General features: G+C 52.2%; 26 protein-coding genes. 9 read left to right on the forward strand and 17 right to left on the reverse strand.

Features of this window, described 5'->3' with window-relative positions; all coding sequences use genetic code 11:
• Window positions 1–12: 12 nt before the first annotated feature.
• The 11 genes from ACPUC7_RS01850 to ACPUC7_RS01900 all read right to left on the reverse strand — a co-directional run bounded on the left by ACPUC7_RS01850 (window position 13) and on the right by ACPUC7_RS01900 (window position 12,149).
• On the reverse strand, window positions 13–1,095 hold the full coding sequence (locus tag ACPUC7_RS01850; RefSeq protein WP_494921553.1) for an acyltransferase family protein: 1,083 nt from the start codon (window positions 1,093–1,095) through the stop codon (window positions 13–15).
• 467 nt (window positions 1,096–1,562) lie between these two features.
• Complete coding sequence (locus ACPUC7_RS01855) at window positions 1,563–2,651, reverse strand: acyltransferase family protein (RefSeq protein WP_494921554.1); 1,089 nt, start codon at window positions 2,649–2,651, stop codon at window positions 1,563–1,565.
• A 236-nt stretch (window positions 2,652–2,887) separates the two neighbouring features.
• Complete coding sequence (gene tcyN / locus ACPUC7_RS01860) at window positions 2,888–3,640, reverse strand: L-cystine ABC transporter ATP-binding protein TcyN (RefSeq protein ID WP_343554296.1); 753 nt, start codon at window positions 3,638–3,640, stop codon at window positions 2,888–2,890.
• Window positions 3,637–4,305: a cystine ABC transporter permease gene (gene tcyL / locus ACPUC7_RS01865; RefSeq protein WP_224931622.1), complete on the reverse strand. Its 669-nt coding sequence runs from the start codon at window positions 4,303–4,305 to the stop codon at window positions 3,637–3,639. The genes tcyN and tcyL overlap by 4 nt, the downstream gene beginning before the upstream one ends.
• Complete coding sequence (tcyJ, locus tag ACPUC7_RS01870; RefSeq protein WP_343554295.1) at window positions 4,305–5,105, reverse strand: cystine ABC transporter substrate-binding protein; 801 nt, start codon at window positions 5,103–5,105, stop codon at window positions 4,305–4,307. Before tcyJ ends, tcyL begins: the two co-directional genes overlap by 1 nt.
• Before the next feature lie 105 nt (window positions 5,106–5,210).
• Window positions 5,211–6,197 carry a D-cysteine desulfhydrase gene (locus tag ACPUC7_RS01875; RefSeq protein ID WP_494921555.1) on the reverse strand — a complete coding sequence of 329 codons (987 nt, stop codon included), beginning with the start codon at window positions 6,195–6,197 and terminating at the stop codon, window positions 5,211–5,213.
• 127 nt (window positions 6,198–6,324) lie between these two features.
• The gene (gene fliZ / locus ACPUC7_RS01880) at window positions 6,325–6,828 is read right to left on the reverse strand and encodes a flagella biosynthesis regulatory protein FliZ (protein WP_343554293.1); all 504 of its coding nucleotides are present in this window, start codon (window positions 6,826–6,828) and stop codon (window positions 6,325–6,327) included.
• 51 nt (window positions 6,829–6,879) lie between these two features.
• Window positions 6,880–7,602, reverse strand: a complete 723-nt coding sequence (locus tag ACPUC7_RS01885; RefSeq protein ID WP_343554292.1) for an RNA polymerase sigma factor FliA — start codon at window positions 7,600–7,602, stop codon at window positions 6,880–6,882.
• Between the two features lie 140 nt (window positions 7,603–7,742).
• Window positions 7,743–8,714: an HNH endonuclease signature motif containing protein gene (locus ACPUC7_RS01890; protein ID WP_343554291.1), complete on the reverse strand. Its 972-nt coding sequence runs from the start codon at window positions 8,712–8,714 to the stop codon at window positions 7,743–7,745.
• Between the two features lie 290 nt (window positions 8,715–9,004).
• Complete coding sequence (gene fliB / locus ACPUC7_RS01895; protein ID WP_494921556.1) at window positions 9,005–10,207, reverse strand: flagellin lysine-N-methylase; 1,203 nt, start codon at window positions 10,205–10,207, stop codon at window positions 9,005–9,007.
• A 163-nt stretch (window positions 10,208–10,370) separates the two neighbouring features.
• A complete protein-coding gene (locus tag ACPUC7_RS01900; RefSeq protein ID WP_494921557.1) occupies window positions 10,371–12,149 on the reverse strand; it encodes a FliC/FljB family flagellin in 1,779 nt (592 codons plus the stop codon).
• 339 nt (window positions 12,150–12,488) lie between these two features.
• Here ACPUC7_RS01900 and fliD point away from each other — a divergent pair, with 339 nt between their 5' ends.
• From fliD to fliT, 3 genes are read left to right on the forward strand one after another with little or no spacing between them, the layout of a single operon-like run.
• Window positions 12,489–13,913, forward strand: a complete 1,425-nt coding sequence (fliD, locus tag ACPUC7_RS01905; RefSeq protein ID WP_494921558.1) for a flagellar filament capping protein FliD — start codon at window positions 12,489–12,491, stop codon at window positions 13,911–13,913.
• A 12-nt stretch (window positions 13,914–13,925) separates the two neighbouring features.
• Window positions 13,926–14,333, forward strand: coding sequence for a flagellar export chaperone FliS (fliS, locus tag ACPUC7_RS01910; RefSeq protein WP_343551396.1), 408 nt, complete (start codon window positions 13,926–13,928; stop codon window positions 14,331–14,333).
• Window positions 14,333–14,686: a flagella biosynthesis regulatory protein FliT gene (gene fliT / locus ACPUC7_RS01915; RefSeq protein WP_343551395.1), complete on the forward strand. Its 354-nt coding sequence runs from the start codon at window positions 14,333–14,335 to the stop codon at window positions 14,684–14,686. Before fliS ends, fliT begins: the two co-directional genes overlap by 1 nt.
• Before the next feature lie 93 nt (window positions 14,687–14,779).
• Here fliT and yedD read toward each other — a convergent pair whose 3' ends face one another.
• The gene (gene yedD, locus ACPUC7_RS01920) at window positions 14,780–15,247 is read right to left on the reverse strand and encodes a lipoprotein YedD (protein WP_494921559.1); all 468 of its coding nucleotides are present in this window, start codon (window positions 15,245–15,247) and stop codon (window positions 14,780–14,782) included.
• Window positions 15,248–15,454: 207 nt separating this feature from the next.
• Here yedD and ACPUC7_RS01925 point away from each other — a divergent pair, with 207 nt between their 5' ends.
• From ACPUC7_RS01925 to ACPUC7_RS01935, 3 genes are all read left to right on the forward strand, one after another.
• A complete protein-coding gene (locus ACPUC7_RS01925) occupies window positions 15,455–16,999 on the forward strand; it encodes a methyl-accepting chemotaxis protein (protein ID WP_343551393.1) in 1,545 nt (514 codons plus the stop codon).
• A 6-nt stretch (window positions 17,000–17,005) separates the two neighbouring features.
• A complete protein-coding gene (locus ACPUC7_RS01930; RefSeq protein WP_494921560.1) occupies window positions 17,006–18,298 on the forward strand; it encodes an ABC transporter substrate-binding protein in 1,293 nt (430 codons plus the stop codon).
• A 143-nt stretch (window positions 18,299–18,441) separates the two neighbouring features.
• On the forward strand, window positions 18,442–18,765 hold the full coding sequence (locus tag ACPUC7_RS01935) for a DUF6388 family protein (RefSeq protein ID WP_343551391.1): 324 nt from the start codon (window positions 18,442–18,444) through the stop codon (window positions 18,763–18,765).
• 194 nt (window positions 18,766–18,959) lie between these two features.
• On the opposite strand, the gene iraP is transcribed toward ACPUC7_RS01935, so the two are convergent.
• Window positions 18,960–19,253 (reverse strand): anti-adapter protein IraP, encoded by a 294-nt coding sequence (gene iraP / locus ACPUC7_RS01940; protein ID WP_343551390.1) that lies wholly within the window; start codon window positions 19,251–19,253, stop codon window positions 18,960–18,962.
• Window positions 19,254–19,317: 64 nt separating this feature from the next.
• Here iraP and ACPUC7_RS01945 point away from each other — a divergent pair, with 64 nt between their 5' ends.
• A complete protein-coding gene (locus ACPUC7_RS01945; RefSeq protein ID WP_007891408.1) occupies window positions 19,318–19,557 on the forward strand; it encodes a DinI-like family protein in 240 nt (79 codons plus the stop codon).
• A 20-nt stretch (window positions 19,558–19,577) separates the two neighbouring features.
• Here the strand turns inward: ACPUC7_RS01945 and ACPUC7_RS01950 are convergent, their stop codons facing one another.
• From ACPUC7_RS01950 to ACPUC7_RS01965, 4 genes are all read right to left on the reverse strand, one after another.
• Complete coding sequence (locus ACPUC7_RS01950; RefSeq protein WP_343551389.1) at window positions 19,578–19,844, reverse strand: hypothetical protein; 267 nt, start codon at window positions 19,842–19,844, stop codon at window positions 19,578–19,580.
• 152 nt (window positions 19,845–19,996) lie between these two features.
• A complete protein-coding gene (locus ACPUC7_RS01955) occupies window positions 19,997–20,359 on the reverse strand; it encodes a hypothetical protein (RefSeq protein ID WP_494921561.1) in 363 nt (120 codons plus the stop codon).
• An 82-nt stretch (window positions 20,360–20,441) separates the two neighbouring features.
• Window positions 20,442–20,771: a hypothetical protein gene (locus tag ACPUC7_RS01960; protein ID WP_494921562.1), complete on the reverse strand. Its 330-nt coding sequence runs from the start codon at window positions 20,769–20,771 to the stop codon at window positions 20,442–20,444.
• Window positions 20,755–21,141 carry a hypothetical protein gene (locus ACPUC7_RS01965; protein WP_343551386.1) on the reverse strand — a complete coding sequence of 129 codons (387 nt, stop codon included), beginning with the start codon at window positions 21,139–21,141 and terminating at the stop codon, window positions 20,755–20,757. Before ACPUC7_RS01965 ends, ACPUC7_RS01960 begins: the two co-directional genes overlap by 17 nt.
• A 139-nt stretch (window positions 21,142–21,280) precedes the next feature.
• Between ACPUC7_RS01965 and ACPUC7_RS01970 the strand changes: the two genes are divergently transcribed.
• Window positions 21,281–21,928 (forward strand): helix-turn-helix domain-containing protein, encoded by a 648-nt coding sequence (locus ACPUC7_RS01970; RefSeq protein WP_494921563.1) that lies wholly within the window; start codon window positions 21,281–21,283, stop codon window positions 21,926–21,928.
• A 117-nt stretch (window positions 21,929–22,045) separates the two neighbouring features.
• Window positions 22,046–23,248, forward strand: a complete 1,203-nt coding sequence (locus ACPUC7_RS01975) for a diguanylate phosphodiesterase (protein ID WP_494921564.1) — start codon at window positions 22,046–22,048, stop codon at window positions 23,246–23,248.
• Window positions 23,249–23,253: the final 5 nt, after the last annotated feature.

The following is a 23,253-nucleotide window of genomic DNA, read 5'->3' on the forward strand; positions in this document are numbered from 1 at the left end:
GGCCGCTTTTTTTTACGCCGCCGATTTATTGCGTTTCAAGCCAATCAGCGTTGGGAACACAAACAACGACTGCCCCAATCCTCGGTTGGTCACCGACCACACCGCCACCGAACACAGCGAACAAATCCCGACAATCGCCAACGGATAGAAACAAGCCCACAGCATCGAGAACCACGCGTGTTCGAACAGATGATGACGCTGCGCGAACAGAATCGCCGACATGCCAAAGAACTCAATAAAGATGCGGTGAATTACGTAGATTTGCAGCGTGTTACGCCCTACCCAGTTCAGATAGCTCATCTTGAAATGCTCGTTCAGCCAGCGACACGCCGCCACGCTGAACAACACGGCGAGGATGCACAAGAACAGGCTTTTATCGAGACCGAAGATCACGTGCAGTCCGGAGATCGCCGCCAGGATGGCCCACGGCACAATGTTATCGCGACGCAACTCGCTCATGCGCAGCATCATCGGACTCCAGAATGCGCCCAGCAGGAAGAAAAGGAAGTATTGCGCCACGCTTTGCGGTCCCCAATACGGGATAATTTTCTCCACCGCCAGATAATTCAGCACAATCGCCACCACCAGCAGCGCCACTTTCTGCTGCTTGAAGATTTTCGCACACAGGAAATAGAGCGCTAAACCGTACAAATACCATGAGGTGCTCATCGCCAGGAAAGTCAGCTTGAGGAACTCAACCAACGAACCGGCATACGCCGCATTAAGGTTTTGCGAAATACGCTGCCCGGTGATTTCGGTGGAGATGCCAACAATCGACCACCACTGAATAAAGCCCCACAAAATATACAGATAGAACAGATTGGTGATACGACTGGTAAACACCTGCTTCCACGGACGATTCAAAATTCCGTTAGTGGCCAGCAAACCTGAAACAAAGAAAAATGCTGGCATACGCAGCGGCGATAATACGGTATTAAATTGCACCCATATTTCGGCCGGGATCCAACCGGCGGTGAGCAATTTTACCGTGCCTTCAAAACCGGGTAATACGGTGTGATACAACACCACCAGCAATATGCAGGCGCCCTTAAGGGTGTTGACCCATGCAATATCTTCTTTCCTGGCGTTATTCATATGATTAACTCCCGCTGCTGTGTAGGTCATAAAGGAGAAGTGTGAGGAAATAAGCGTTGACGCATTTGTAATAGTTAAACAATTATTCAACAAGCCTAGCGGGCATGATGTAGCGAAAGTCCTAAATGTTTTTTTCTGGTCCTGATATAACAATACTTTACAGATCCAGACAATAATAGACTACTGAGCAGGCTAAGGAAATTTGCCTTAATTAGAGTCACTAAAAGCGACTTAACTAAATTAAGTGTGAAAGTCATCACGGTGGGAAATTAAGAAAAATCACCCCTTTCTTATACCAGGAAATATTATAAAAATATTAATAACAAATTTAAATGTGGCATATGGATAAGCGGGATTTTTTGGGATGTGTTAAAGCGGAAATATTATCTTTATTCATGTCGTAGGGTCGCCATTTATGGTGACCTGGCAAAAAATATATTTTGGGCCAGCGCACTGGCCCAAAGAAATTATTGCAACGGAGCCGGTTTGTTTTCGGCTGAAGATTTACGCAGCAGGCGCGGATAGAGGAACAGCATTCTGCCTGGCCCGCGATTCAGCATAGTCCACACCAGCAGTGAAATGCTGGTACAGAGCGCGACGCCGGTGATCGGCATCAGCAACGCCCACGCCCAACTGAAGGCCGCATGGCCAAACCAGCCGTAATGCAGCGCCAGCGCGATGGCGCTCAATCCCAGCAGCTCAATAAAGATGCGGTGCAGCACGTAGATTTGCAGCGTATTGCGGCCAATCCAGTTAAGCCACGCCATGTTGAAACGTTCGTTAAGAAAGCGACACAGCACGATGCCAAACACGATGGTCAGCAAGCTGTAAAACGGATTTTTATAGATGCCGCCAACGTGGTGCAGGATGCCAATCAGGGCAATCGCGCCGAGCAGCAACCAATGCTGGCGCTTCAATTCACTTACCTCAATCAGCGCCTGGCTGAAGAACACGCCAATCAGGAAGTAGAGATAATTCTGCGCCACGCTCGCCGGGCCCCAGCCGGGAATCAGGCTGAACTGCGCCGCGTAAGTGGCAACGATTCCCAGCGCCATCAACGCCAGCTTTTGGCGATGGAACAGTTTCGTGAACAGGAAGAAACCGGCTAATGCGTAGAGATACCAAAGGCTGGTCATTGAAGTCATCAGCAGTTTGATGAACTCAAATGGCGTATCGGCATAGGCAGCATTTTTGGTGCTGGAGAGCCGCTCCCCGAGATGCGTTGAAATGGTGTGAATGCTGATCCACTGAATTACGCCCCACAGCAAATAGAGATAGGCGATGTTACTGAACTTCTTGGTGAACACCTCTTGCCAGCTTTTTTTGGTGATCGAACTGGCGGCCAGCAACCCCGATACGAAGAAGAAAGCGGGCATACGCAGCGGCGATAAGTAGGTATTGAACGCCACCCACCAGTGTGCAGGCAGTAAACCGGCGGTGAGATGATGCAGCGAAGGGGCGAACGTGGTGATGATGGAGTGGTGCAATACCACCATCAAAATGCAGCCCCCTTTTAGCGTGTTGATCCAGAGGACCTCTTTCCTGGCAGTCGTCATTGCTTTGTCCTAATTGCGCCATGAATTTGTAAAGAATTATTTATATTTACAAAGATGTCTCAATCGGGACTTTCCTAATAAGGAAAATCATCAGTGCACGTAGGATTTTACTGATTAATTAGTCAGCTATTTCAGCAGGTTATATTGAATGTCAGAAATGAATTTAGGATAAAACTGAGAGGGTTAGAACCATTGAAAATTAGAAAAGCGTCGCCAATGGCTGACGACGCTGGTGTTTATTGATTAAGAAACTTATCGAGAAATTGCCGGGTGCGTGCTTGCTGCGGATTACTGAATAACTCCTTGGCCGCGCCCTGCTCCACGATGCGCCCTTGATCCATGAAAATGGCGCGATCCGCGACGTCGCGCGCAAAGCTCATTTCATGGGTGACGATTACCATGGTGCGTTTCTCTTCTGCCAGTGCGCGAATGGTATTCAGCACTTCGCCGACCAGTTCCGGATCGAGCGCCGAAGTGGGTTCATCAAACAGAATCACTTCCGGACGCATCGCCAATGCACGGGCAATCGCCACACGCTGCTGCTGGCCGCCAGAAAGACGGCGCGGGAAACTCTGTTCCTTGCCATGCAAACCAACTTTCTCCAGCAGGCTGCGCGCACGCGCAATCGCTTCATCCTTTGGCTCGCCTTTGACGATCACCGGCCCTTCAATGATGTTCTCCAGCACCGAACGATGCGGGAACAGGTTGAAGTTCTGAAACACAAAGCCCACTTGCTGGCGTAATTCGCGCACCAGCTGCTTCTGCTTGTTGAGCCCCAGCGCCGCATCAATGGCGATATCTCCGACTTTAATGTGCCCGCTTTCCGGCACTTCCAGCAGATTGATACAGCGCAGCAAGGTGGTTTTACCCGAGCCGCTTGGCCCAATAATCGCCACTACTTCGCCGGGCGCCACGTCGAGATCGATGCCGTGCAGCACCGTCTGGCCGTGAAACTGTTTCACCAGCTGACGGACTTCAATTGCACTCATTTGCCCTCCCGATCCTGACGATTCACATGCGCTTCCAGCCGATTTTGCAGCGCCGACAGCACTGTCGCCATCACCCAGTAAATCAGCGAGGCCGCCAGATACATGGTGAACACTTCCAGCGTACGTGAGGTGATCAGCTGCGCCTGACGGAACAGCTCTGGCACCTGAATGGTGGCGGCCAGCGAAGTGTCTTTGACCAGGCTGATAAAGCTGTTACCCAGCGGTGGCAAGGCGGTGCGCGCCGCCTGCGGCAGAATCACGCGGCGCAGCGTTTGCCACGGCGTCATGCCGATACTGGCTGCGGCTTCCCACTGACCACGTTCAATCGCGGCAATCGCGCCACGCAGTGATTCAGAGGCGTAGGCGGCGGTATTCAGCGACAAACCGATCATCGCGGAAGGAATCGGATCCAGCTCGATACCAAACTGCGGCAGACCGTAATAGATCATAAACAGTTGGGCGATCAGCGGCGTGCCACGGAAAATCGACACATAAATGCGCGCCAGCCAGTTAATTGGCCAGAAGTGCGACAGGCGCATCAACGCCAGCACGAAGCCGAGCACCAGGCCGAAGAACATCCCGCCGATACTCAGCTGTAGCGTGAACAGCGCGCCTTTGAGTAAGAATGGTGCTGAATCCAGCACCAGTTGTAAACTTTCCTGCATTATTTAGTGACGTCCGCGCCGAACCATTTCTCTGACAGTTTGCTCAGTGAACCATCTTTCTGCATATCGGCAATCGCCGCATCAATGGCTTTCACCAAATCGTCATTGCCTTTACGCACCGCAACGCCCGATTCCAGACGCGAGAACGCCGGGCCAGCCACTGCCATGGTGTCGCCGGTTTTCTTCACCAGATCCAATGCTGCCAGGCGGTCAACCAGGATGGCATCTAAACGGCCTGAACGCAGATCCTGATATTTGGTTGGGTCATCATCGTAGGTACGCACATCGGCTTTCGGCACATTATCTTTCAGCCACTGTTCGTAGTTGGAACCCAAACCAACGCCGACTTTCTTGCCGGATAGGTCTTCTGGCTTGGTGATGCTGCCGGCGTTTTTCTTCATGGTCAGCGCCTGCACGCCAGAAATGGTGTACGGCGTAGAGAAGTCATACTTCTTCTGGCGCTCTGGCGAAATGGTTACCTGATTGATCACCACATCGATGCGCTTAGAATCCAGCGAGGCCAGCATGCCGTCCCATTTGGTTGGACGCAGATCGGCTTTCACGCCCAAGTGCTGAGCCAGCTCCTGCGCGAACTCCACTTCAAAACCGGTCAGCTTGCCTTTTTCGTCCTGGAAGCTGAACGGCGGATAGGTGCCTTCCAGACCGACGCGCAGCTCGCCTTTGCTCTTCACTTGCGCCAGCAGATCTTCTGCCGCAAAGCTTTTAACGTTGACGCCCGCGACCAGCGCGACGGCCATCATGCCCATCACCATTTGGCGACGAATAGGAGAGAAATTCATGTTTACCCCATTTTTTGTGATGTGTTGTTGTGTGTTGTAGGGTCGCCATTCATGGTGACCTCTTGTTAATAACCGCCGGATTATAAACCGTTTTTAACTGCTGTCTCAGACCGAAGGGTGATAAGCAAATAACGCCGGTGAACCGCCGGTATGCACAAACAGCAGCGGCCCTTCACGGCGGAAGCGGTTTTGCGCGATGCCATCAATCAATCCGGCCATCGCTTTGCCGGTATACACCGGGTCGAGCATGATGCCTTCAAGGCGCGCCAGCAGTTTCACCGCCGCCATGCCTTCATCATTGGGTTCGCCATAACGCGGCGCGAAATAGTCATCCCACAAGGTGATCGGCGCGTTGGCCTGCACTTCCAGCTGCTCGGCCAGCGCGCTGCGAATGCGTTCCACCACCGGCAACTGTGCCGCGACTTTACGCGAGACCGTCACGCCAACCAGTTCAGTGTTAGGCAGCAACTGCTCCAGACCAATCGCCAAGCCCGCATGCGTACCGGCGCTGCCGGAGGCGACTACCACGCCAGCGAAATCCACTACGCCTTCACTTTGATGGGCAATTTCCTGCGCACATTCGACGTAGCCGAGCGCGCCTAATGCGTTCGAACCCCCAACCGGCACAATGTACGGACGGAAGCCCTGCGCTTCAAGGTGTTCGGCCTGTTGCGCCAGTTGCGCGTTGGGATCGTTAAGCGCCTCGACCATGACGATTTCAACGTCCATCAAGTCGAGCAGTAAGCGGTTGCCGTTGGTGAGGTAATTTTCTGAAGTAGTGCCAATCGGATTTTCCAGCAGCGCCACGCATTTTAAGCCGAGACGCGCGGCGACGGCGGCGGTTTGGCGCACATGGTTGGATTGAATCGCACCGGCAGTTAGCAATACATCCGCGCCTTCGCGCAGCGCATCAGCCGCCAGAAATTCAAGTTTACGCAGTTTATTGCCGCCAAGTGCCACCGGCGTGAAGTCATCGCGCTTAATGAAGATGTCGCGACCAAGATAATCAGACAGCCGCGGTAAATGTTCCAGCGGCGTAGGCGCACCGAGCAATTCCAAACGCGGGAACTGGTGCAGAAGATGTAGGGACAATGCAGCCTCCAGGCAATATGCAATTATCCATACAGTGTTGCAGAAGTTGAGAAAAGTCGCACCCAGAAATCCATGTGCGCGGCCCTTGTTGCTGCCATGCTCGACAACAACAAGGGCGGAATCCCAATCAGCTTTGCTGCCAGCCTAAAAACTGGTCATATTTGCGCAGTGCGATGCGGTAGTTGTTGTTGCCCGCATCAGGCAAATCGTTCTCCAGACATTCATGCCAGCTATTGCCCCGCAAACGATCTGCCGGGAAGTTTTTCGCCTTCAGCATGTCATCCAGTCGACGCAAGCGCACCACATACTCACGAATGGTGCTATGACTCATTTCGGTCTGCTCAAACAGGTACTGTTTAAACGCCATAATGTCGAAGTAATTCGGATGGGTATTGCAAAAAATATCGCTACAGAACCGACACAACGCGGTCAATTCTGGCTGGAGCTTCATCCACACTTGATCGTCAATCATTTGGTCCATACGTGCGATGGCCTCTTTATTGATGATCTGTCCGCGGAATACTAACGCCATACGGTCTAAAACTTTGCCACAGTGTGAACAGTTGCTTTGGCTGTGTTTATAGTCTTTAAGATAGCGACTTAAAGGTCTGGCTTTAACTTTGGCTCCCATTGCTGAGTCCCCGGTTTTATTGTTTTTTTCGATCGCCAGGAACTGAGTCTGTCAGCGCGCCCCCGATAATCGGGCACGCAGGCGTTTAATCGCCTGACTGTGCAGTTGACTGACGCGGGATTCACCCACTTCCAGCACCGCGCCAATCTCCTTCAGGTTCAGTTCTTCCTGGTAGTACAGTGTGAGCACGAGTTTTTCACGTTCAGGCAACGCCTCAATCGCTTCAATCACGCGGTCACGTAGGTTTCCTTCCATTAACTGATGAAGCGGGTTGGCTTCTTCATGCCCTTCCGTCACCAGCTCCGCACTGTCGCCGTGCTCTTCCCGATACTCGTCGTAGGAGAAAAGTTGGCTGTTATTGGTATCGAGCAAAATCTGCCGATACTCTTCCAGCGAAACATTCAGCTGTTCAGCCACTTCCTGCTCGGTAGCCGAGCGCCCCAACGCTTGTTCTACCTGATGCATAGCACCTGCTACCTCGCGCGCATTTCTGCGCACGCTGCGTGGCGCCCAGTCGCGACTGCGCAGCTCATCCAGCATTGCTCCCCGGATACGCTGCACGGCGTAGGTGGTAAAGGCGGTGCCCTGTAGCGCATCGTAGCGCTCCACGGCATTTAATAAGCCAATGCCACCGGCCTGCAGCAGATCGTCAAGCTCAACGCTGGCCGGCAAACGTACCTGCAAGCGCAACGCTTCGTGCCGCACCAGAGGAACGTAGCGCTGCCAGAGCGAATGTTTATCCATCACGCCATCGGCGGTATAGAGATCGTTCACGTTGACTACCCTGCGTTAATAAAGTTATCGGCATGATTATCCAATTCTGTAGGGGTTTTGATTGGCGGAATAGGCGGGCAAAAGCGAGGTTATTTCAAATTTGTTATGGTTGGCGGTGGAATGCACCGCCAACCTTGGGTTCAACCGCGCAGGTCACGCAGTCGTTGCCGCGTACCAGGCGGCACGGCATCCCACAATGCGCAAACTTTGCCCTCAAGTGCCTGATAAAAAGGCGTAATGAATGCTTCAGTTTCCAGCGCGGGATTAAACAACACCTCGCCGGTTTCGCCGTTGATGCTTATCATTTTGTTGATAAACAGCCGTTGCAGGTCGCTGCGCAGGAACAAACCGTTATCCGCACTGTTATCCGCCAGAAAGCCTTCTTCATTCTCCTGGGTGTCGATATAGCAGGCTTCCACCCACGGCCAGCTGTGGCGCTCGGTAAGGCGCGTGCCGGTGATGATGCAGGCGCCGTAACGCGCTTTCACCGCCGTGGTGAATTCTGCCTGGCTGGCACGCTGTAATACTTTGGCTTTCACGCGCCTTCCCACTTCCGTACCGGGCATCACGCCGCTCGGCACCTTGTGTTGCGGCGTACTCAGCACCACCAGAAATTGAATTTTGCGCGATAAGGGGAAACATGGATGCGCGTTGGCATCGAACAGTTGCCAATACTCTTCCTCTTCCGTTTGGCGCATTAACACCAGTTTGAAGCCGCGGCTGTTTAGCAGGTTTTGTGCCGTCGCCGAGTTGGGATCGAGCATGGCGAATACCTGGGTTTCCCCCACCACTTTCCAGCGCCCTTCTTTACGTGCCTCATCATCGCGCCGGAAATAAAGAAACGCCTGCTGGTTCTTTAAATAGTGTTCAAAACGGCGCAGGTAGTTTTTGCGCTCGTTATCGTCCGAGACAAACAGCAGATCCTCGATCGGACTGTTGATCTCCTCCTGCGCAAACAGCGCGCGAATCACTAAATTGCGAAAACTGGTCGACGGGCTCAGCAACCCGCGCGCGGTGAGTTCCTTTTCATCAGGATGCTGCTGCGTGTAGCGCAGGGCAATCTCTTCGAAGGTCAGTAGCTCACCCGGTAACAAGTCATAATTGAAGCGCATAGACACCCCAGAAACGGAAAAAATGTGGCTAAAAAATTGAAATGATTCTGTTGGGAGTTATCGGCAAATCTGGCGTGGACTGTAACAAGGCGGTTACTTTTCTCTGGAAGTAAGGTGTTGGCGGAAATTGGCTTTTTATTTGCGGGGAGATTTGGGTTTGTGCAGCGGGAAACGCGGTGTGTAGCGGTCACCATAAATGGCGACCCTACGAAAAGCAGTATGTGGCCAGCGGTGTTGTAGGGTCGCCATTTATGGTGACCGATTTAATATCCCGCTGGCGGGTAAGGCAATTATTTCAACAAATAGATCAACGACAAATCATCATTTACTTTAGATTTTTCGATCTCAGCGAGGAAGGCTTTATCGGAATGCTGATCGTGTTTAGTCACCGCGTGATAGCTGTAAATAATATTGACGATATCTTCTTCTTCGATATTTTCGACCAAATCAGCACAAGCCGAAAGCAACGCTTTGAGCAAGAACCATTCTGAAACCAGCAGATAAAGATTTGCCATATTGCTAATCTCTTTCTTCGCGGGGAACTCATCGTTATACATGCGGTACTGGATATAGTTGCTCAGAATATGTGGACGTTCCGCTAACCAAGGCAGCATACGGTTTTGCCATGCAGCGTCTAAACGTTGCATCGAAGCAGCAACGTCCTCGATCTCTGCACCATTGCTTTGGATAAAAATCAATTTGTTAGCGTAGTGATGCAGCGTTGACCAGCCGCGTACGCCTTGTTTTCCTGCCAGATACACTTGTACGCGCAGCAATAACGCCCACTGCAATTGATAATCAGGCTTTAATTCATTGATGTTATTTTTTATTTGTCCATTTTGAATCGAGCTAATGATATCGCTGTAATACGCTTCCAGCTGCTCATAGTTATTTTCAGCCTCTTTATTTTTTTCAATGTAGAGGAACAGCAAGGCGATGCCATAAAAGCCCTCTTCTGCATTGACGCCACTGCTCAGCATAATGTTGCTGCACATGATATTAATTAGACGTGATTCTTGATCGATATCCGGTAGCTTCATTGCCTGTGGTTGCAGAACCGTCTTTTGCTCCAGCAGCATAGCATCAGTGCGCAGCAGTAATTTTTTCGCCGCTTCCGGGCAAGACAACGATAAGTTTTGGCGTATCTCTAATTTTGTCTGCTTTTGCAGACGCGGATAGGTTGCGCAAGTCACGCTTAATGCGCTGGCACCCAACGATTTATGGATTTTGCACAGGCTATCTTCATTGAGGAAAGCACACTCCGCGCGTTCCGACAGTTTCATTTTTCCCCAGTTTTGATAACTGGTTTTGGTGGTAATGATATTGTCAGCCGCGATGCGGCGAATCTCAATTTCACCACTTTTTAAATAGCGATTAACGGTCGGTTTATCGAGGAAAATATCCCAGCCTTTGCAGCAATGGTCACGACATTCACTGCCAATACATTTGAAGGTATTAAAAAATACCGGCTCAACCACGGAGATCTCTTTCATGCTGGTACCTGTTTATCGACATTGCTGCGGAATAATGATTTTCAGCTAGATTACCTCGTCAATTGGCGTTCAATGCGGCTAACAACCCTGCAAAAACCAGCTTTTCCTGGGCATAAAAAAACCCCGCCGAAGCGGGGTTTGATAAGCAAGGAGCTTAGAGCGATTAGCCCTGCAGCAGAGACAGAACCTGCTGTGGAACCTGGTTAGCTTTAGCCAACACTGAGTTACCCGCCTGCTGGATGATCTGTGCTTTAGACATGTTTGAAACTTCAGTTGCGTAGTCAGCATCCTGAATACGAGACTGTGCTTCAGACAGGTTAGTGGTGGTGTTGTTCAGGTTAGTTACCGCTGAATCCAGACGGTTCTGAATCGCACCCAGGCTTGAACGGAACTTATCGATGCTGCTGATAGCTGAGTCCAGAGCGGCCAGTGGGTCAGAAGTTGCAGTACCGGCGCTGGTTGCATCAGTCGTGATCTTGCCTGAAGCGGTCACGTTCACTGCAGCACCAACGGTTTTCGCGTTCGGGTTAGCAGATGAGTTGTCAACAGTGGTGCCATCAGCCAACAGGTTAGCTTTAACAGTTACTGCTCCGGTATCTTTGTCTACTGCGTACTGAGTAGTGAACTTAGCTACGTCGGTGAAGTTACCGTTAGCATCAGAGTAAGTGTCGCTAGATTTACCAACAGCTGCGCCGTCGAAGTTAACAGCACCTTTCATCACACCAGACTGGTAGTTGATAACAGCTGATTTCGCTGCACCAGCAGTTGAAGCTGTAGAGTCAGCAGCTGCAACTTTAGCCATCACTTCATCTTTAGAGATAGAAGCAGTGTAAGTCACATCACCAGTAGTCGCTGCGAAGCCGTAAGAAGTGCCACCGATAGCAACGGTAGAGTTGTAGGTGCCTGCTTTAGCTGCGTTTGAAGAAGCAGTGAATACTGAAGTCAGAGTTGCCTGAGTCAGTGAACCGCTGGCGTTGTTGGTGGTCAGGTTACCAGTGGTATCCATGTAAGCAGTCTGGCCATCGATGGTCAGGTTGCCGTTGTTATCAGACTGGAAGGTCACAGCATCGGTAGAACCACCAGCAGCGGTGTAAGTACCAGTGATTGAACCTGTATCTGGAGCCAGTTTGCCACCGAAAGTACCGGCGCCAGCACCTGCAGTACCTGCTGCAACATCAGCAGTGTAAGAGAAGTTACCTTTAGTTGCGTCGTAGGTATAAGTAGTATCAGTACCTGCGCCATCAGTAACTTTAACAGTATCGCCAGTAGACAGCTTAGAGAACGCCTGAGAAGCAGTCAGTGCGCTGTTCTGAGTAGTCAGGTTGTACAGGCCAGAACCGGTAGCAGTTTCGGTTGCGCCAGCAGCAGTCAGGTTAGAAACGGTAGCCGCTTTGTTAGCAACAGTGCCGGTGCCGTTTACGTTGAAGCCGTTCAGACCCAGAGTAGAAGAGTCAATCTTCTTCAGGTCGATAGAGATGGTCTGGCCATCGTTCGCGCCAACCTGAATTTTCAGGGAGCCGTCTTTAGACAGTACGTTCACGCCGTTGAACTGAGTCTGACCCGATACGCGGTCAATTTCGTCCAGACGTGATTTGATTTCGTCCTGAATTGAGTCCAGGTCAGACTGGCTGTTAGTGCCGTTCTGAGACTGTACAGTCAGTTCACGAACACGTTGTAAGTTGTTGTTGATTTCAGACAGTGCGCCTTCAGTAGTCTGCGCAGCAGAGATACCGTCGTTGGCGTTACGAGCAGCCTGAGTCAAACCGGTGATGTTAGACTGGAAGCGGTTGGCAATTGCCTGACCTGCTGCGTCGTCTTTTGCGCTGTTGATGCGCAGACCAGATGACAGACGCTCAATTGAAGTAGAGAGCGCAGACTGGTTTTTGTTGATGTTGTTCTGTGTGATCAGCGAGAGGCTGTTGGTATTAATGACTTGGGCCATGATAAATATTCCTGTTAATCAAGTCTTTCGGTTAAGGTGTGGGCTTCAACCCGCCGGCTTCAGCGCCGTCAAAGTTGTTATCGTCTGCCCTTAAACAACCTTTAGATTTTTTTTAGTACCAGGTGAAAAATTTTCCCTTCAACCTGTCACGCTTATCTTTATCGCCCTACCCGCAGACTTCTTTAGCCACACTTGATGATTTTTTCTAGCGCCCGAATTGCCCTTCTCTATATGTCTTATTCGCTTTATTGCCGGCTGGTAAATAATTCTAAACTTTGCCCATAAAGAGCCGATAACCCGCGGTATTGATTCTCCGTGTCGACATAGAAAGGAAACAACATGACCACAATTTCTACCCTCGGTATCGGTTCAGGCCTCGATCTTAGTTCTATTCTGGATAGCTTAACGACCGCTGAAAAAGCGTCTCTGACGCCGATTTCTAATCAGCAGACGGCGTATACCGCAAAACTCAGCGCCTATGGCACCCTTTCCAGCGCATTAACCTCTTTCCAGACTGCCAATACCGCGTTAAACAGTGCCGACTTGTTCAGCGCCACCAGCGCCACTAGCAGTACCACAGCGTTTAGCGCCACCACTTCTGGCAGCCCAGTCGCCGGTAAATACACCGTTAGCGTGACGCAGCTGGCGCAGGCGCAAACCCTGACATCAGGCGTGCAAACCAGCAACACCACGGCATTGGGTAGCTCTGATGCCAGCCGCACCCTGACGATTAAATTGACCGATGGCACCAGCAAAGACATCACGCTGACCAGCGATCAAACGTCATTGACCGGTATGCGTGACGCGATTAACAGCGCCAACGCCGGTGTCAGCGCCAGTATCATCAAAACCGGTGATGGCGCGTATCGCCTGTCATTAACCGCTTCAAAAACCGGTGAAGCCAATGCGGTTTCTTCGGTGACGGTGACCGGCGATGACACGCTGCAAGGTATTGTGGGTTTTGATTCGACCAAGACTGATGCGGATAATCCGCTGGATGTGAGTGTTGCCGCGCAAGATGCGCAGTTGACCGTGAATAACGTGGCGATCACCAGCAGCACCAACACCATCAGCGATGCGCTGGAAGGCATTACGCTCAACCTGAATGATGTGACCAGCGGCAACCAAACGTTGAACATCACCCAAGACACCTCGAAAGCCACCACCGCGATTTCTAACTTTGTTGATGCCTACAACAACCTGCTGGATCAGTTCACCAGCCTAACCAAATACACCGCGGTGGATGTCGGTTCAGACACGCAAGACTCCAGCAACGGCGCATTGGTTGGCGACAGCACCTTGCGCAGCATCCAGACCCAAATTAAGAGCATGCTGACCAACAGCTCCAGCTCATCCAGCTACAAAACCCTGGCGCAGATCGGCATTACCTCAGATCCCACCACCGGTGAATTGACGCTGGATTCTGACAAGCTGAAAACCGAACTGACCAAAGATCCATCCGGCATCAAGCAGATGATTGTTGGCGATGGCAAAACCACCGGCATCACCACCACGCTGGCCACCAACCTGACCAGCTGGTTGTCATCAACCGGCAGTATTCAGTCAGCAAAAGACGGCGTGAGTAAAACGCTGAACAACCTGACGCAGCAGTACAACGACATGAACACGCGTATCAACGCGATGATTGCGCGTTACAAGACCCAGTTTACCCAACTCGACGTCACCATGAGCTCGTTGAACAGCACCAGCTCTTATCTCACTCAGCAGTTCGACAACATGACGTCGAGCAGCAGTTCTAAATAGTAAGGAGTGACCATGTACAGCGCTTCAGGCACCCAAGCCTACGCAAAAATTGGGGTGGAAAGTTCAGTGATGAGCGCCAACCAGCAGCAGCTGATTACGCTGTTGTTTGATGGCGCCATCAGCGCACTGGTCCGCGCCCGCCTGTTTATGCAGGACAACAATATCCAGGGAAAAGGTAACTCGATTTCCAAGGCCATTAACATCATCGAAGGCGGATTGAAACAAGGCCTCGATGAGCAATCAGGTGATGACCTCACTAACAACCTGTTAGGGCTGTATGCCTACATGGTTCGCCGTCTGGTACAGGCCAATCTGCGTAATGACGTCGAAGCCCTCGAAGAAGTTGAAGGTCTTCTGCGCAACATCGCTGATGCCTGGAAAGAAGTCGTACAACCTCAACACCTTCAGGACGCCGTTTAATGACTATTGCACCGCAACTGATCACCGTTTACCAACAGTTACTCGATCTCAGCCACGGAATGCTGCGTTTGGCAGCAGAAGGCGAATGGGATGATTTGATTACCAAGGAAGTGGATTACGTCAGTGCGGTGCAAAGGCTGGCACAAACAACCGAAGCTGCGGAACCGTCGCGCCAGTTGCAAGAACAGCTGCGCCCGGTATTGCGCCATATTCTCGATAACGAGAGTGAAGTCAAACGTCTGCTGCAACTGCGCATGGACGAATTGACGCAACTGGTGGGTCAATCATCGATGCAGAAATCGGTGATGAGCGCCTACGGCAAGCAAGGTAATGTGTTCTTGCCGCAGAATTAAGGTTGTTTAGCTGAATAAAAAACGGGTGAGAAGGCAGCTTCTCACCCGTTTTTGTTTTCCGGCCCAGGTCACCCTAAATGGCGACCTGGAAAATTACTTCTGCGTCGGCACCGAAACCGGCTGCATAATCTGCGGCTCGATGTCCTGAATCACCGCCTCATTCGGGCGCTTCGCCACTTCGTCCAGCGCCTGCTGGCACTCCACGGTTGGACGATCCACTTTACGCAGTGTTAACCCATCATAATGCAGCTCGCCATTCTCCAGCTCCAGCGGCATCACGCGCACCTGACGCGTCACGTTGACCCAATCATCGCCCAAACGCGTCAACTTGCCCGGTTTAGCAATCACACGTTGCCACTGGCGGCAATCCAGCGTATCGCCCTGCGCACCGATAATCAGGCTGCCCATCGCTTGCTCATTGATTAGCTTGCTCTGCGGGCCGACAGTTTGCCAGTTGCCTTGCAGCTCCAGCGGGGCCGGCGTTTTCACCGCGGCGTCATAATTGCTGATCTGCGCACAACCGCTCAGCGCCATGGCGGCCACTATCATCCACTTTTTCATTCTTAATCCCTACACTCGCGTCAATGGCGGCTACGTTATAATTTTTCCAGTGAGTTACGCAAGGTACAGCGTGTTTTTTGCCGCTCCCCGCCGGATAAAACCCTCAAGCCGCCCGCTTCTACGCCGATAACTCTTCTGGAGTTAAAAGACCCTGCAATAACAATAATTACCGACACTACACTCACCTTCGTTACGGAGAACACCGTTATGCGATTGACCCTTCGCGCGCGTCTGACATCGATCGTCAGCCTGTTGTGCATTTTACTGATTGTTGCCGCCATCTGGGGAATCATTGGATTGCGTGCTGCCGACCAACGGGCGCAAAACGCCTATCAAAATGAACTGTTACCGCTGCAATACTCTTCCCGCCTGTACCGCATGGTGCAGGAACAGTCTTCAACCCTGTTTGATGCACTGCGCTACTGGACGGACAGCAGCGAAGTGGAAAAACGTCTGGCGCGTATGGCGCAATATGGCGAGCAGATCGCGAAAGATCGGCACACCTGGCAACAGCTGTCGTTCGATGCGCAAACTAAACCGTTAAGCCAGCAATTCATCACCCATCTTGATAGCTGGCAAAGCGCATTAAAAGAAGCCGGCGACCTGCTGAAAAGCGGCAACCCATCGGCGGCGCTGGTGGTGATTGAAACACGCTTGCGCAGCGGCAGCCAGTTGCTGCAACAGGATATCGATCAGCTGGATGCGCTGATGCGTCAGCACGCGGAACTCACCTATCAGCAGAGCAACAGCGATTACCAATTGGCGCGCAATAGCCTGATTGTGATTCTGCTCGGCGGTTTGAGCGTGGCATTGATTGCCGGCTGGCTGCTGATTCGTTCGATCAACCGCTCGATTGGGCAAGCGCGCGAACTGGCCGAATCGATCGCTGCCGGTGAATTGAATCATGATATCGGCGCAGTTTCGCGAGATGAGATGGGCGAACTGATGCAATCGCTGCTGCGTATGGATGTGCGTCTGGCGGAGATCGTGCGTGATGTCGGCGAAAGCGCCAGCGCCTTGAGCGATGCCGCGCGTCAAATGGCGGACGGCAATGACGATCTCTCTGAACGCACCCATTCGCAGGCCAGCTCGCTGGAGCAAACCGCCGCCAGCATGGAACAGATGACCGCCACGGTGAAACACAACGCCGATAACGCCGCGCAGGCCAACGAACTCGCCACCGATGTGCGCCAACAGGCGGAACGTGGCAGCAGCGTGTTGCGTGATGCGGTAAGCGCGATGGAGGAGATCGAATCCTCCAGCAAGCGTATCGCCGACATTAACCGGGTGATTGATGAGATCGCCTTCCAGACCAACCTGCTAGCGCTAAATGCTGCCGTTGAAGCCGCACGCGCGGGCGAACAAGGCCGCGGCTTTGCCGTTGTCGCCTCTGAAGTGCGTCAACTGGCGCAACGATCGGCGGGCGCGGCGCATGAGATCAAAGCGTTGATCGATGCCAGCGTCGGCAAAGTGGAAGCCGGCAGCGCGCTGGTACAACGTTCAGGCGCGATGCTGAATGACATCAATCACGGCGTGGCGCGCGTGGTGGATATCGTCGGTGAAATCGCCATCGCCAGCCGCCAGCAATCCAGCGGCATTGAGCAGGTCAACACCGCGGTGATCCAGATGGATGGCGCTACCCAGCAGAACGCCTCGCTGGTGCAGGAAGCCAGCGCCGCCAGCCAAACCGTCAGCGAACATGCCGGATTGCTGGTCGAGAAGATGTCCTTCTTCCGCCTGCAAGCGCGTTAAGGAGCGATGATGCGAAAACTTCTCGCTTTACTCGCTGCCCTGCCGCTGCTGGGCCAGGCGGCAACCACGCTAAATATCGCCACCATCGCCAATGGCGATATGACCATCATGCAGCAGCTGTCGTCGCGCTATGAACAAGAGCATCCCGACATCAAGCTGCAATGGCATGTCATGGACGACGGCGCGCTGCGACAAGCGGTGCTGTCGGCGATGAACAGCGGCCAGGCGCAGTTTGATGTCATTACCGTCGGTACTTATGAAGCGCCGCTGTGGGGCGAAAAAGGTTGGCTGGCGCCGCTGGATAAGCTGCCCGCCGATTACGATAGCGATGATCTGATCGCGCCGGTGCGCAAAGCGCTGTCGTGGCATAACACGCTGTACGCCCTGCCGTTTTATGGCGAAAGCAGCATGACCTATTACCGCAAAGATCTGTTCGCCGAGAAAGGCTTAACCATGCCCGCCGATCCCGATTGGACCGATATCAAAAACTTTGCCGCCAAACTCACCGATCCGCAGAAAGGCATTTATGGTTTATGCCTGCGCGGGCAGCCGGGCTGGGGCGATAACGTGGCGTTTCTCACCACCATGGCGAATGCCTATGGTGCGCAATGGTTTGATGAGAACTGGCAACCGACGTTGAACTCACCGGAATGGCGTGAAGCGTTGGGCGATTATTTGCAGGTGGTGAAGCAGGATGGGCCGCCGGATACGGTGAAAAACAGTTTCGGCCAGATTCTGCGCCTCACCGCGCAAGGCAAATGCGCGATGTGGATCGACAGCACCGTCGCCGCTGGTTTGTTGGTGAATCCGCAAATTTCCATGGTAGCGGATAAGCTGGCGTTCGCACCTGCACCGGGTGGCATCACGCGTAACGGTTCGAATTGGTTGTGGTCGTGGGCGCTCGCCGTTCCGGCCAACACACCGAATCGTGAGGCGGCAACCGCCTTTATCAGCTGGGCCACATCCAAGCAATACATTCAGCAAGTGGCAGATACCGTGGGCTGGGGTGCGGTGCCGCCGGGCAGTCGCAATTCCACTTATCAGCAAGCCAGTTATCAACGCTTAGCGCCGTATGCGGCTCAAGTGCGCGCCGCGATTGATTCCGCCACCGTTGAGCAGCCAACGCTCAATCCGGTGCCGTATCAGGGCGTGCAGTACGTAAGCATTCCGGGATTTGATCAGATGGGTAATGCCGTTGGGCAGAATCTGGCGGATATGCTGAGCGGCAAGCTGACGCTGGATGAGACGCTGGAGAAGAATCAGCAGGACGTTGCACGGATTTATCAGCAGTTGCATTGATCGGGCGTTTTGTAGGGTGCGTATTCTCGCGCACCTTACATCCCTTGTAGGGTCGCCATTTATGATGACCGAACGTATGCGATCCTGACAACATGGGCAACGCACGTTACACTAGCGCGCAAGTTGATATGCAGGAATCCCGAATGAAAACCCCAGAAGAGTATTACGCTCAGGCGCGCACCATGTTCTTTGCCGCGCACCCCGATTTCCAGGCGGCTTTAGATGAACTCACCGAGAGTGATGCGCGCCAGGCCAACTTATCGTTGAACGAATTGCGCGCGTGGCACGCGGAACGCATTTACGCCGCGTTTCTGCGCCAGAAGAAGTTAGATGGCATGTTGTTTTCCATTCAGCTAGCGGAACCCGATAAAGCCGTTGCCGCCGATGCCATTGAAAAATATCTAAAATCTCATGCGGAAGCGTTGGGCATGACGTGGGAAGAGTTCTGTATTAAGAACGAACTCTGATGCCTGCGGTACTGAAAATGCATCGAGAATACAGCTCCAACCACACAAATTAACCAAGGAAAAAGTTGTACAAGTTAGCCTAAGTTGTATAACTTAATCATTACGACGTAAGTCGTAGATTGTCCTTGAACGAATGGTGCTGTTGCACCGCCTCTGGAAGTGTTGCTGGATTTCACTTCCAGAGGTTATATTTTTCACCCTTCCCGCTCGATCCCCTTCACTTCGATATAACTGGCCACCGCTAACAGGCGATTAATGTGCGTGAGCAGCAGATCGACATCCGACTGCAAAAACTCCTGCGATGCGCGCGATGCTGTAACAATCGCATCCTGCACCGTGTCAGTAATGGTCAGCGAATTATCCTCTTTCGCCTGAATCAGCAGTGCTGCAATCAGTAACGACTGCGCTTCTACCTGCGCCACCAACTCTTTTGCTTCCACATCCATTTTTGCCATTTTCAGCAATATATCGATAACCAGTTGGCGCATAGGTTTACCCCTGTATTTATTTACAGTATCATGCCGCACCCGATCCGTTTAATGGAATGCGTTGATGTTTGTGGAGTTGATTTACGATAAGCGCAATGTGGCCGGATTACCGGGCGCACGCGAGATGATTTTGCAGGAGTTGGAAAAGCGTGTACAGCGGGTGTTTCCCGATATTGAGGTCCGCGTCAAACCGATGGAGCGGAATGCGATTGATACCGATATGAGCAAGAACGATAAAGCGACGATTGCGCGGATTGTGGAAGAGATGTTCGATGAAGCGGAAATGTGGCTGGTGGCCGATTAAGCCACCAGCGCGTTGCAGAATTAGCTTTCCTGCTCGGCATGATTGACGGCGATTTCCAGATCCTGAATCGCCTGATCGATGTCATCTAATAGTTTGCCCTGCTTGTTGAGCAGCACATCAAAACGCTCTGCGTTCTCTTTGTCTTTGTACTCACCCGCATCAAACGCCAGCCAGTGGCTGGAAAGCGTCTCGGTGTTGGTCTGCGCATAGTGGCGCATCTCTTTAAGCTGGGAGGTGACATCACGCAAGTAGTCAGTTTTGCTTTTTACAGTTTCTGTATCACTCATGCTATCTTCCTTTTCGCTTAATAAGCCGGTTTAAATAACGCTTGAATGATTAAAGGTAGTGCAAAATATCGAAGCCGCCTTAGGAATAATCGGAAGTGGCGATTTGCGGCTTAACAGGGAACATCCTTATCCCCTTGGCGAGTGATGGTGCATTACAGATACTTCCTCGCCAGTGCAATCAGTTCATCTTTGGCTGCATCCCCTAACTTCATCACGCCTTGCTCGACAAAGCTAAACGCTTGAGAAAAGTCTTTCACGCCTCCTGAAATGTCCTGATTGACCGCATTTACCGCTGATGCAGCCGTCGGAGCCACATCGGCGGCCACGGGCGTCGCCACGTCAGCGGGCGCGGCAACAGCCGCGGTTGATGCTGCTGGTACTGCCTCGGCCACTGGCGCGCTTGCCGTTGCATTCGACGCCGCGACTTCATTGGCAAAGTCTTCGGCCGGTGACGAGGCTACCGCTGGGGTCGCCGCATTGTTGGTGGTTGGATCGATAATAGTTTGATCGCTCATAACGTTCTCCTTCTTACTCAATAAAGACCACAGTCGTTGAAGCGTGGCTGCGATCCGCTGGGTCATGCTCATGTTGCCCTCCTTACCGCTTGGGTTGAGATGGCGATTTCTCTCCCTCTGCCGCTGGCGCATTGCCTGCCGGACTGCTGGCAGCGCGCTTGGGTAATCCATCGAGTTTGTTTTGCAATGTCACCAGTTGCTGAGTCAGTTCGGCGACGCGCGCTTCACGTCGTTCGGATATCGTCCGATATTGTTGGCGGATATCCTCCACGCGCCGGTTGGCGTTATTACTGACAAACAAAAACAGCACCGTCATTGCCACGCACATCAGTGACAACATCAGCAGGAAGCCGCCGAGGAACAGTTGTCGCCGATGGTTTTTTACAACGTATTCACTATTTATCTGCGTCATCACGACTCTCCTCCAGAGTGGAAATCAGTTGGTTGACCTGATTGCGAAACTTCTCGCTGTGATCGGATTCTGTGGTGGCCAGCAAAATGCTCAGCGCGTTTTTGATCAGCCGCAGATCGGTTTCCAGCGATGAAATGCGCCGCAGGTTTTTATCATGACGGATGCGCAACTCATTGTTCTCCTTGCGCATCAGCTCATGCCCCTCTTTCAGCAGCATCACCTGCTCCTTGTAGCTGGTAATGATTTCACCGCCGGCCCGATTGCTGGTCACAATGGCGGCGATACCTGCCATCAACGGTTTCCAGAACACAGCTGCTGCGCCGCCGCCAAGCAGCAACGCACCGACGCTGGTGACTAAACTCCCTTCCATGCTGCACCTCCAGATTAAAAGGTTGTGTTCCAGAAGCACGCTGACCCTCTATCCTGTTATGTGGCCAACGCCCAAATTTAAGTTTACTTTAAATGATGAATTTAAGTATACTTAAGTCAATCTTTGAGGAGATGTCAAGATGATGAAAAAAGAATCTTCCGGTGAGCGCATCCGCTCACGCCGTAAAGCGCTTCAATTGACTCAGCAGGCGCTGGCAAAGGGTATTGGCGTGTCGCATGTGGCTGTATCGCAATGGGAAAAAGAGGAAACTGTGCCACGCGGTGAGAACCTGTTACGGCTAGCAGAATGGCTACAATGCACGGCGGCATGGATTATTGATGGCGATGGCGAGGTATTTACCCCTGCAACACGCGCAGCACCGGTTGCGACGGTGCCATTGATAAGTTTGGCGCAAGCATCGGCGTGGTTAAGTGAGCAACGTCTGTTGCTGCAACAACAGGCAACCCGTTTTCTCTACAGCGACAGCCCACTCAGCGAAGCGGCATTGGCGATCACGCTGGAGGATCAGGCGATGCTTCCAGAATATCGCGCTGGCGATGTTTTGATTTTTGATCCTCAGCTGCAACCCCAACCGGGTGATGCGGTGCTGGCATTACATGCAGGCGTGGCGCTGGTACGCATTTTTCGGCTGCAAAATCAGCATAATGATGAGCAACACTTTTCATTGCGGCCGCTCAATGATGATTTTCCTCAGTTGCATTCGGCGCAAACGGGATTGGAAATAATAGGCACGCTAATGGAATTACGTCGATATCGCACCCATTAGCGCTGCGCTTAAGCTGTTATTTTAAAAAAGTTTATGCAAAGTGCGTGAAGCGCTGGCAGATCCCGGCGGCGGCCTGCTAATGTACCGGCAAAATTAAAAAACTGCCGGACAATCGCTATGCTCACCACCATCCTTTATCGCAGCCATTTGCATGACCATGTGCCGATCAAAACGCTGGAAGATATGGTTGCTAAAGCCAATAACAAAAACAGTTCTTCCGATGTCACCGGCATCTTACTGTTTGATGGCCTGCATTTTTTCCAACTGCTGGAAGGGCCACGTGATGCGGTTCAGGGCATTTATGACCGCATCTGCCAGGATGCACGTCATCACAATCTGGTAGAACTGATGCACGACTTCGCACCAGCACGCCGTTTTGGCAAAGTCGGCATGGAGCTGTTTGACCTGCGTGAACATGACAAAGACACCGTGCTGCAAGCGGTGCTGGATAAAGGCACCTCGCGTTATCAGCTCACCTACAAAGATCGTGCGTTGCAGTTCCTGCGTACCTTCGTAGTGGCGCGCGATAAAGAGAACTATTTTGAAATCCCGCCAGCCAACATGTGGGAATTTCTTGCTGAAGAAGCAGACGTCACTATTCAGCCGGACAGCACGCAAGATTGCAGTTTTGCCTTCCAGCCGATCATCGATCCTTTCGCGCGCCGCGTGACATCTTTTGAAGCGCTGATTCGTACACCAGAAGGCGGATCGCCGGAAGCCTATTTTTCGGCGTTTACCGGCGATGACATTTATCAGGCGGATATCCAATCTAAACGTCTGGCATTCAAGCTGGCGCGTGAATTGGGCATCGGCGATCAGCGTCTGTCGATCAACCTGCTACCGATGTCGTTGGTCACCGTGCCGAATGCGGTGGATATCCTGCTGCAAGAAATCGCCGCTAACGGTTTGATTCCGCAACAGGTGATTGTTGAAGTCACGGAAAACGAAATCATTTCGCGTATCGATGAATTCGCAGCGGAAGTGAGAAAATTGAAAGCGGCGGGCATCAGTTTGGCGCTGGACGATTTTGGTGCGGGCTTTGCCGGTTTGTCACTGCTTTCAACCTTTCAACCGGACAAAATCAAAATTGATCGGCAGATCATTCGCGATGTGCACAAAAGCGGCCCAAAGCAGGCCATCATGCACGCGCTGATCAAATGCTGCGCCTCGCTTGAAATCGCAGTGATTGCCGAAGGCGTCGAGCAAGCTGAAGAGTGGATGTGGTTAGAAGCTGCGGGTATCAGTCAGTTCCAGGGCTTCTTATTTGCGCATCCGCTATTGAATGGCTTCCCGGCAGTTGCATGGCCGGAAATTAAGTAACTATT

It is taken from the genome of Pantoea sp. CFCC18179 (assembly GCF_059412405.1).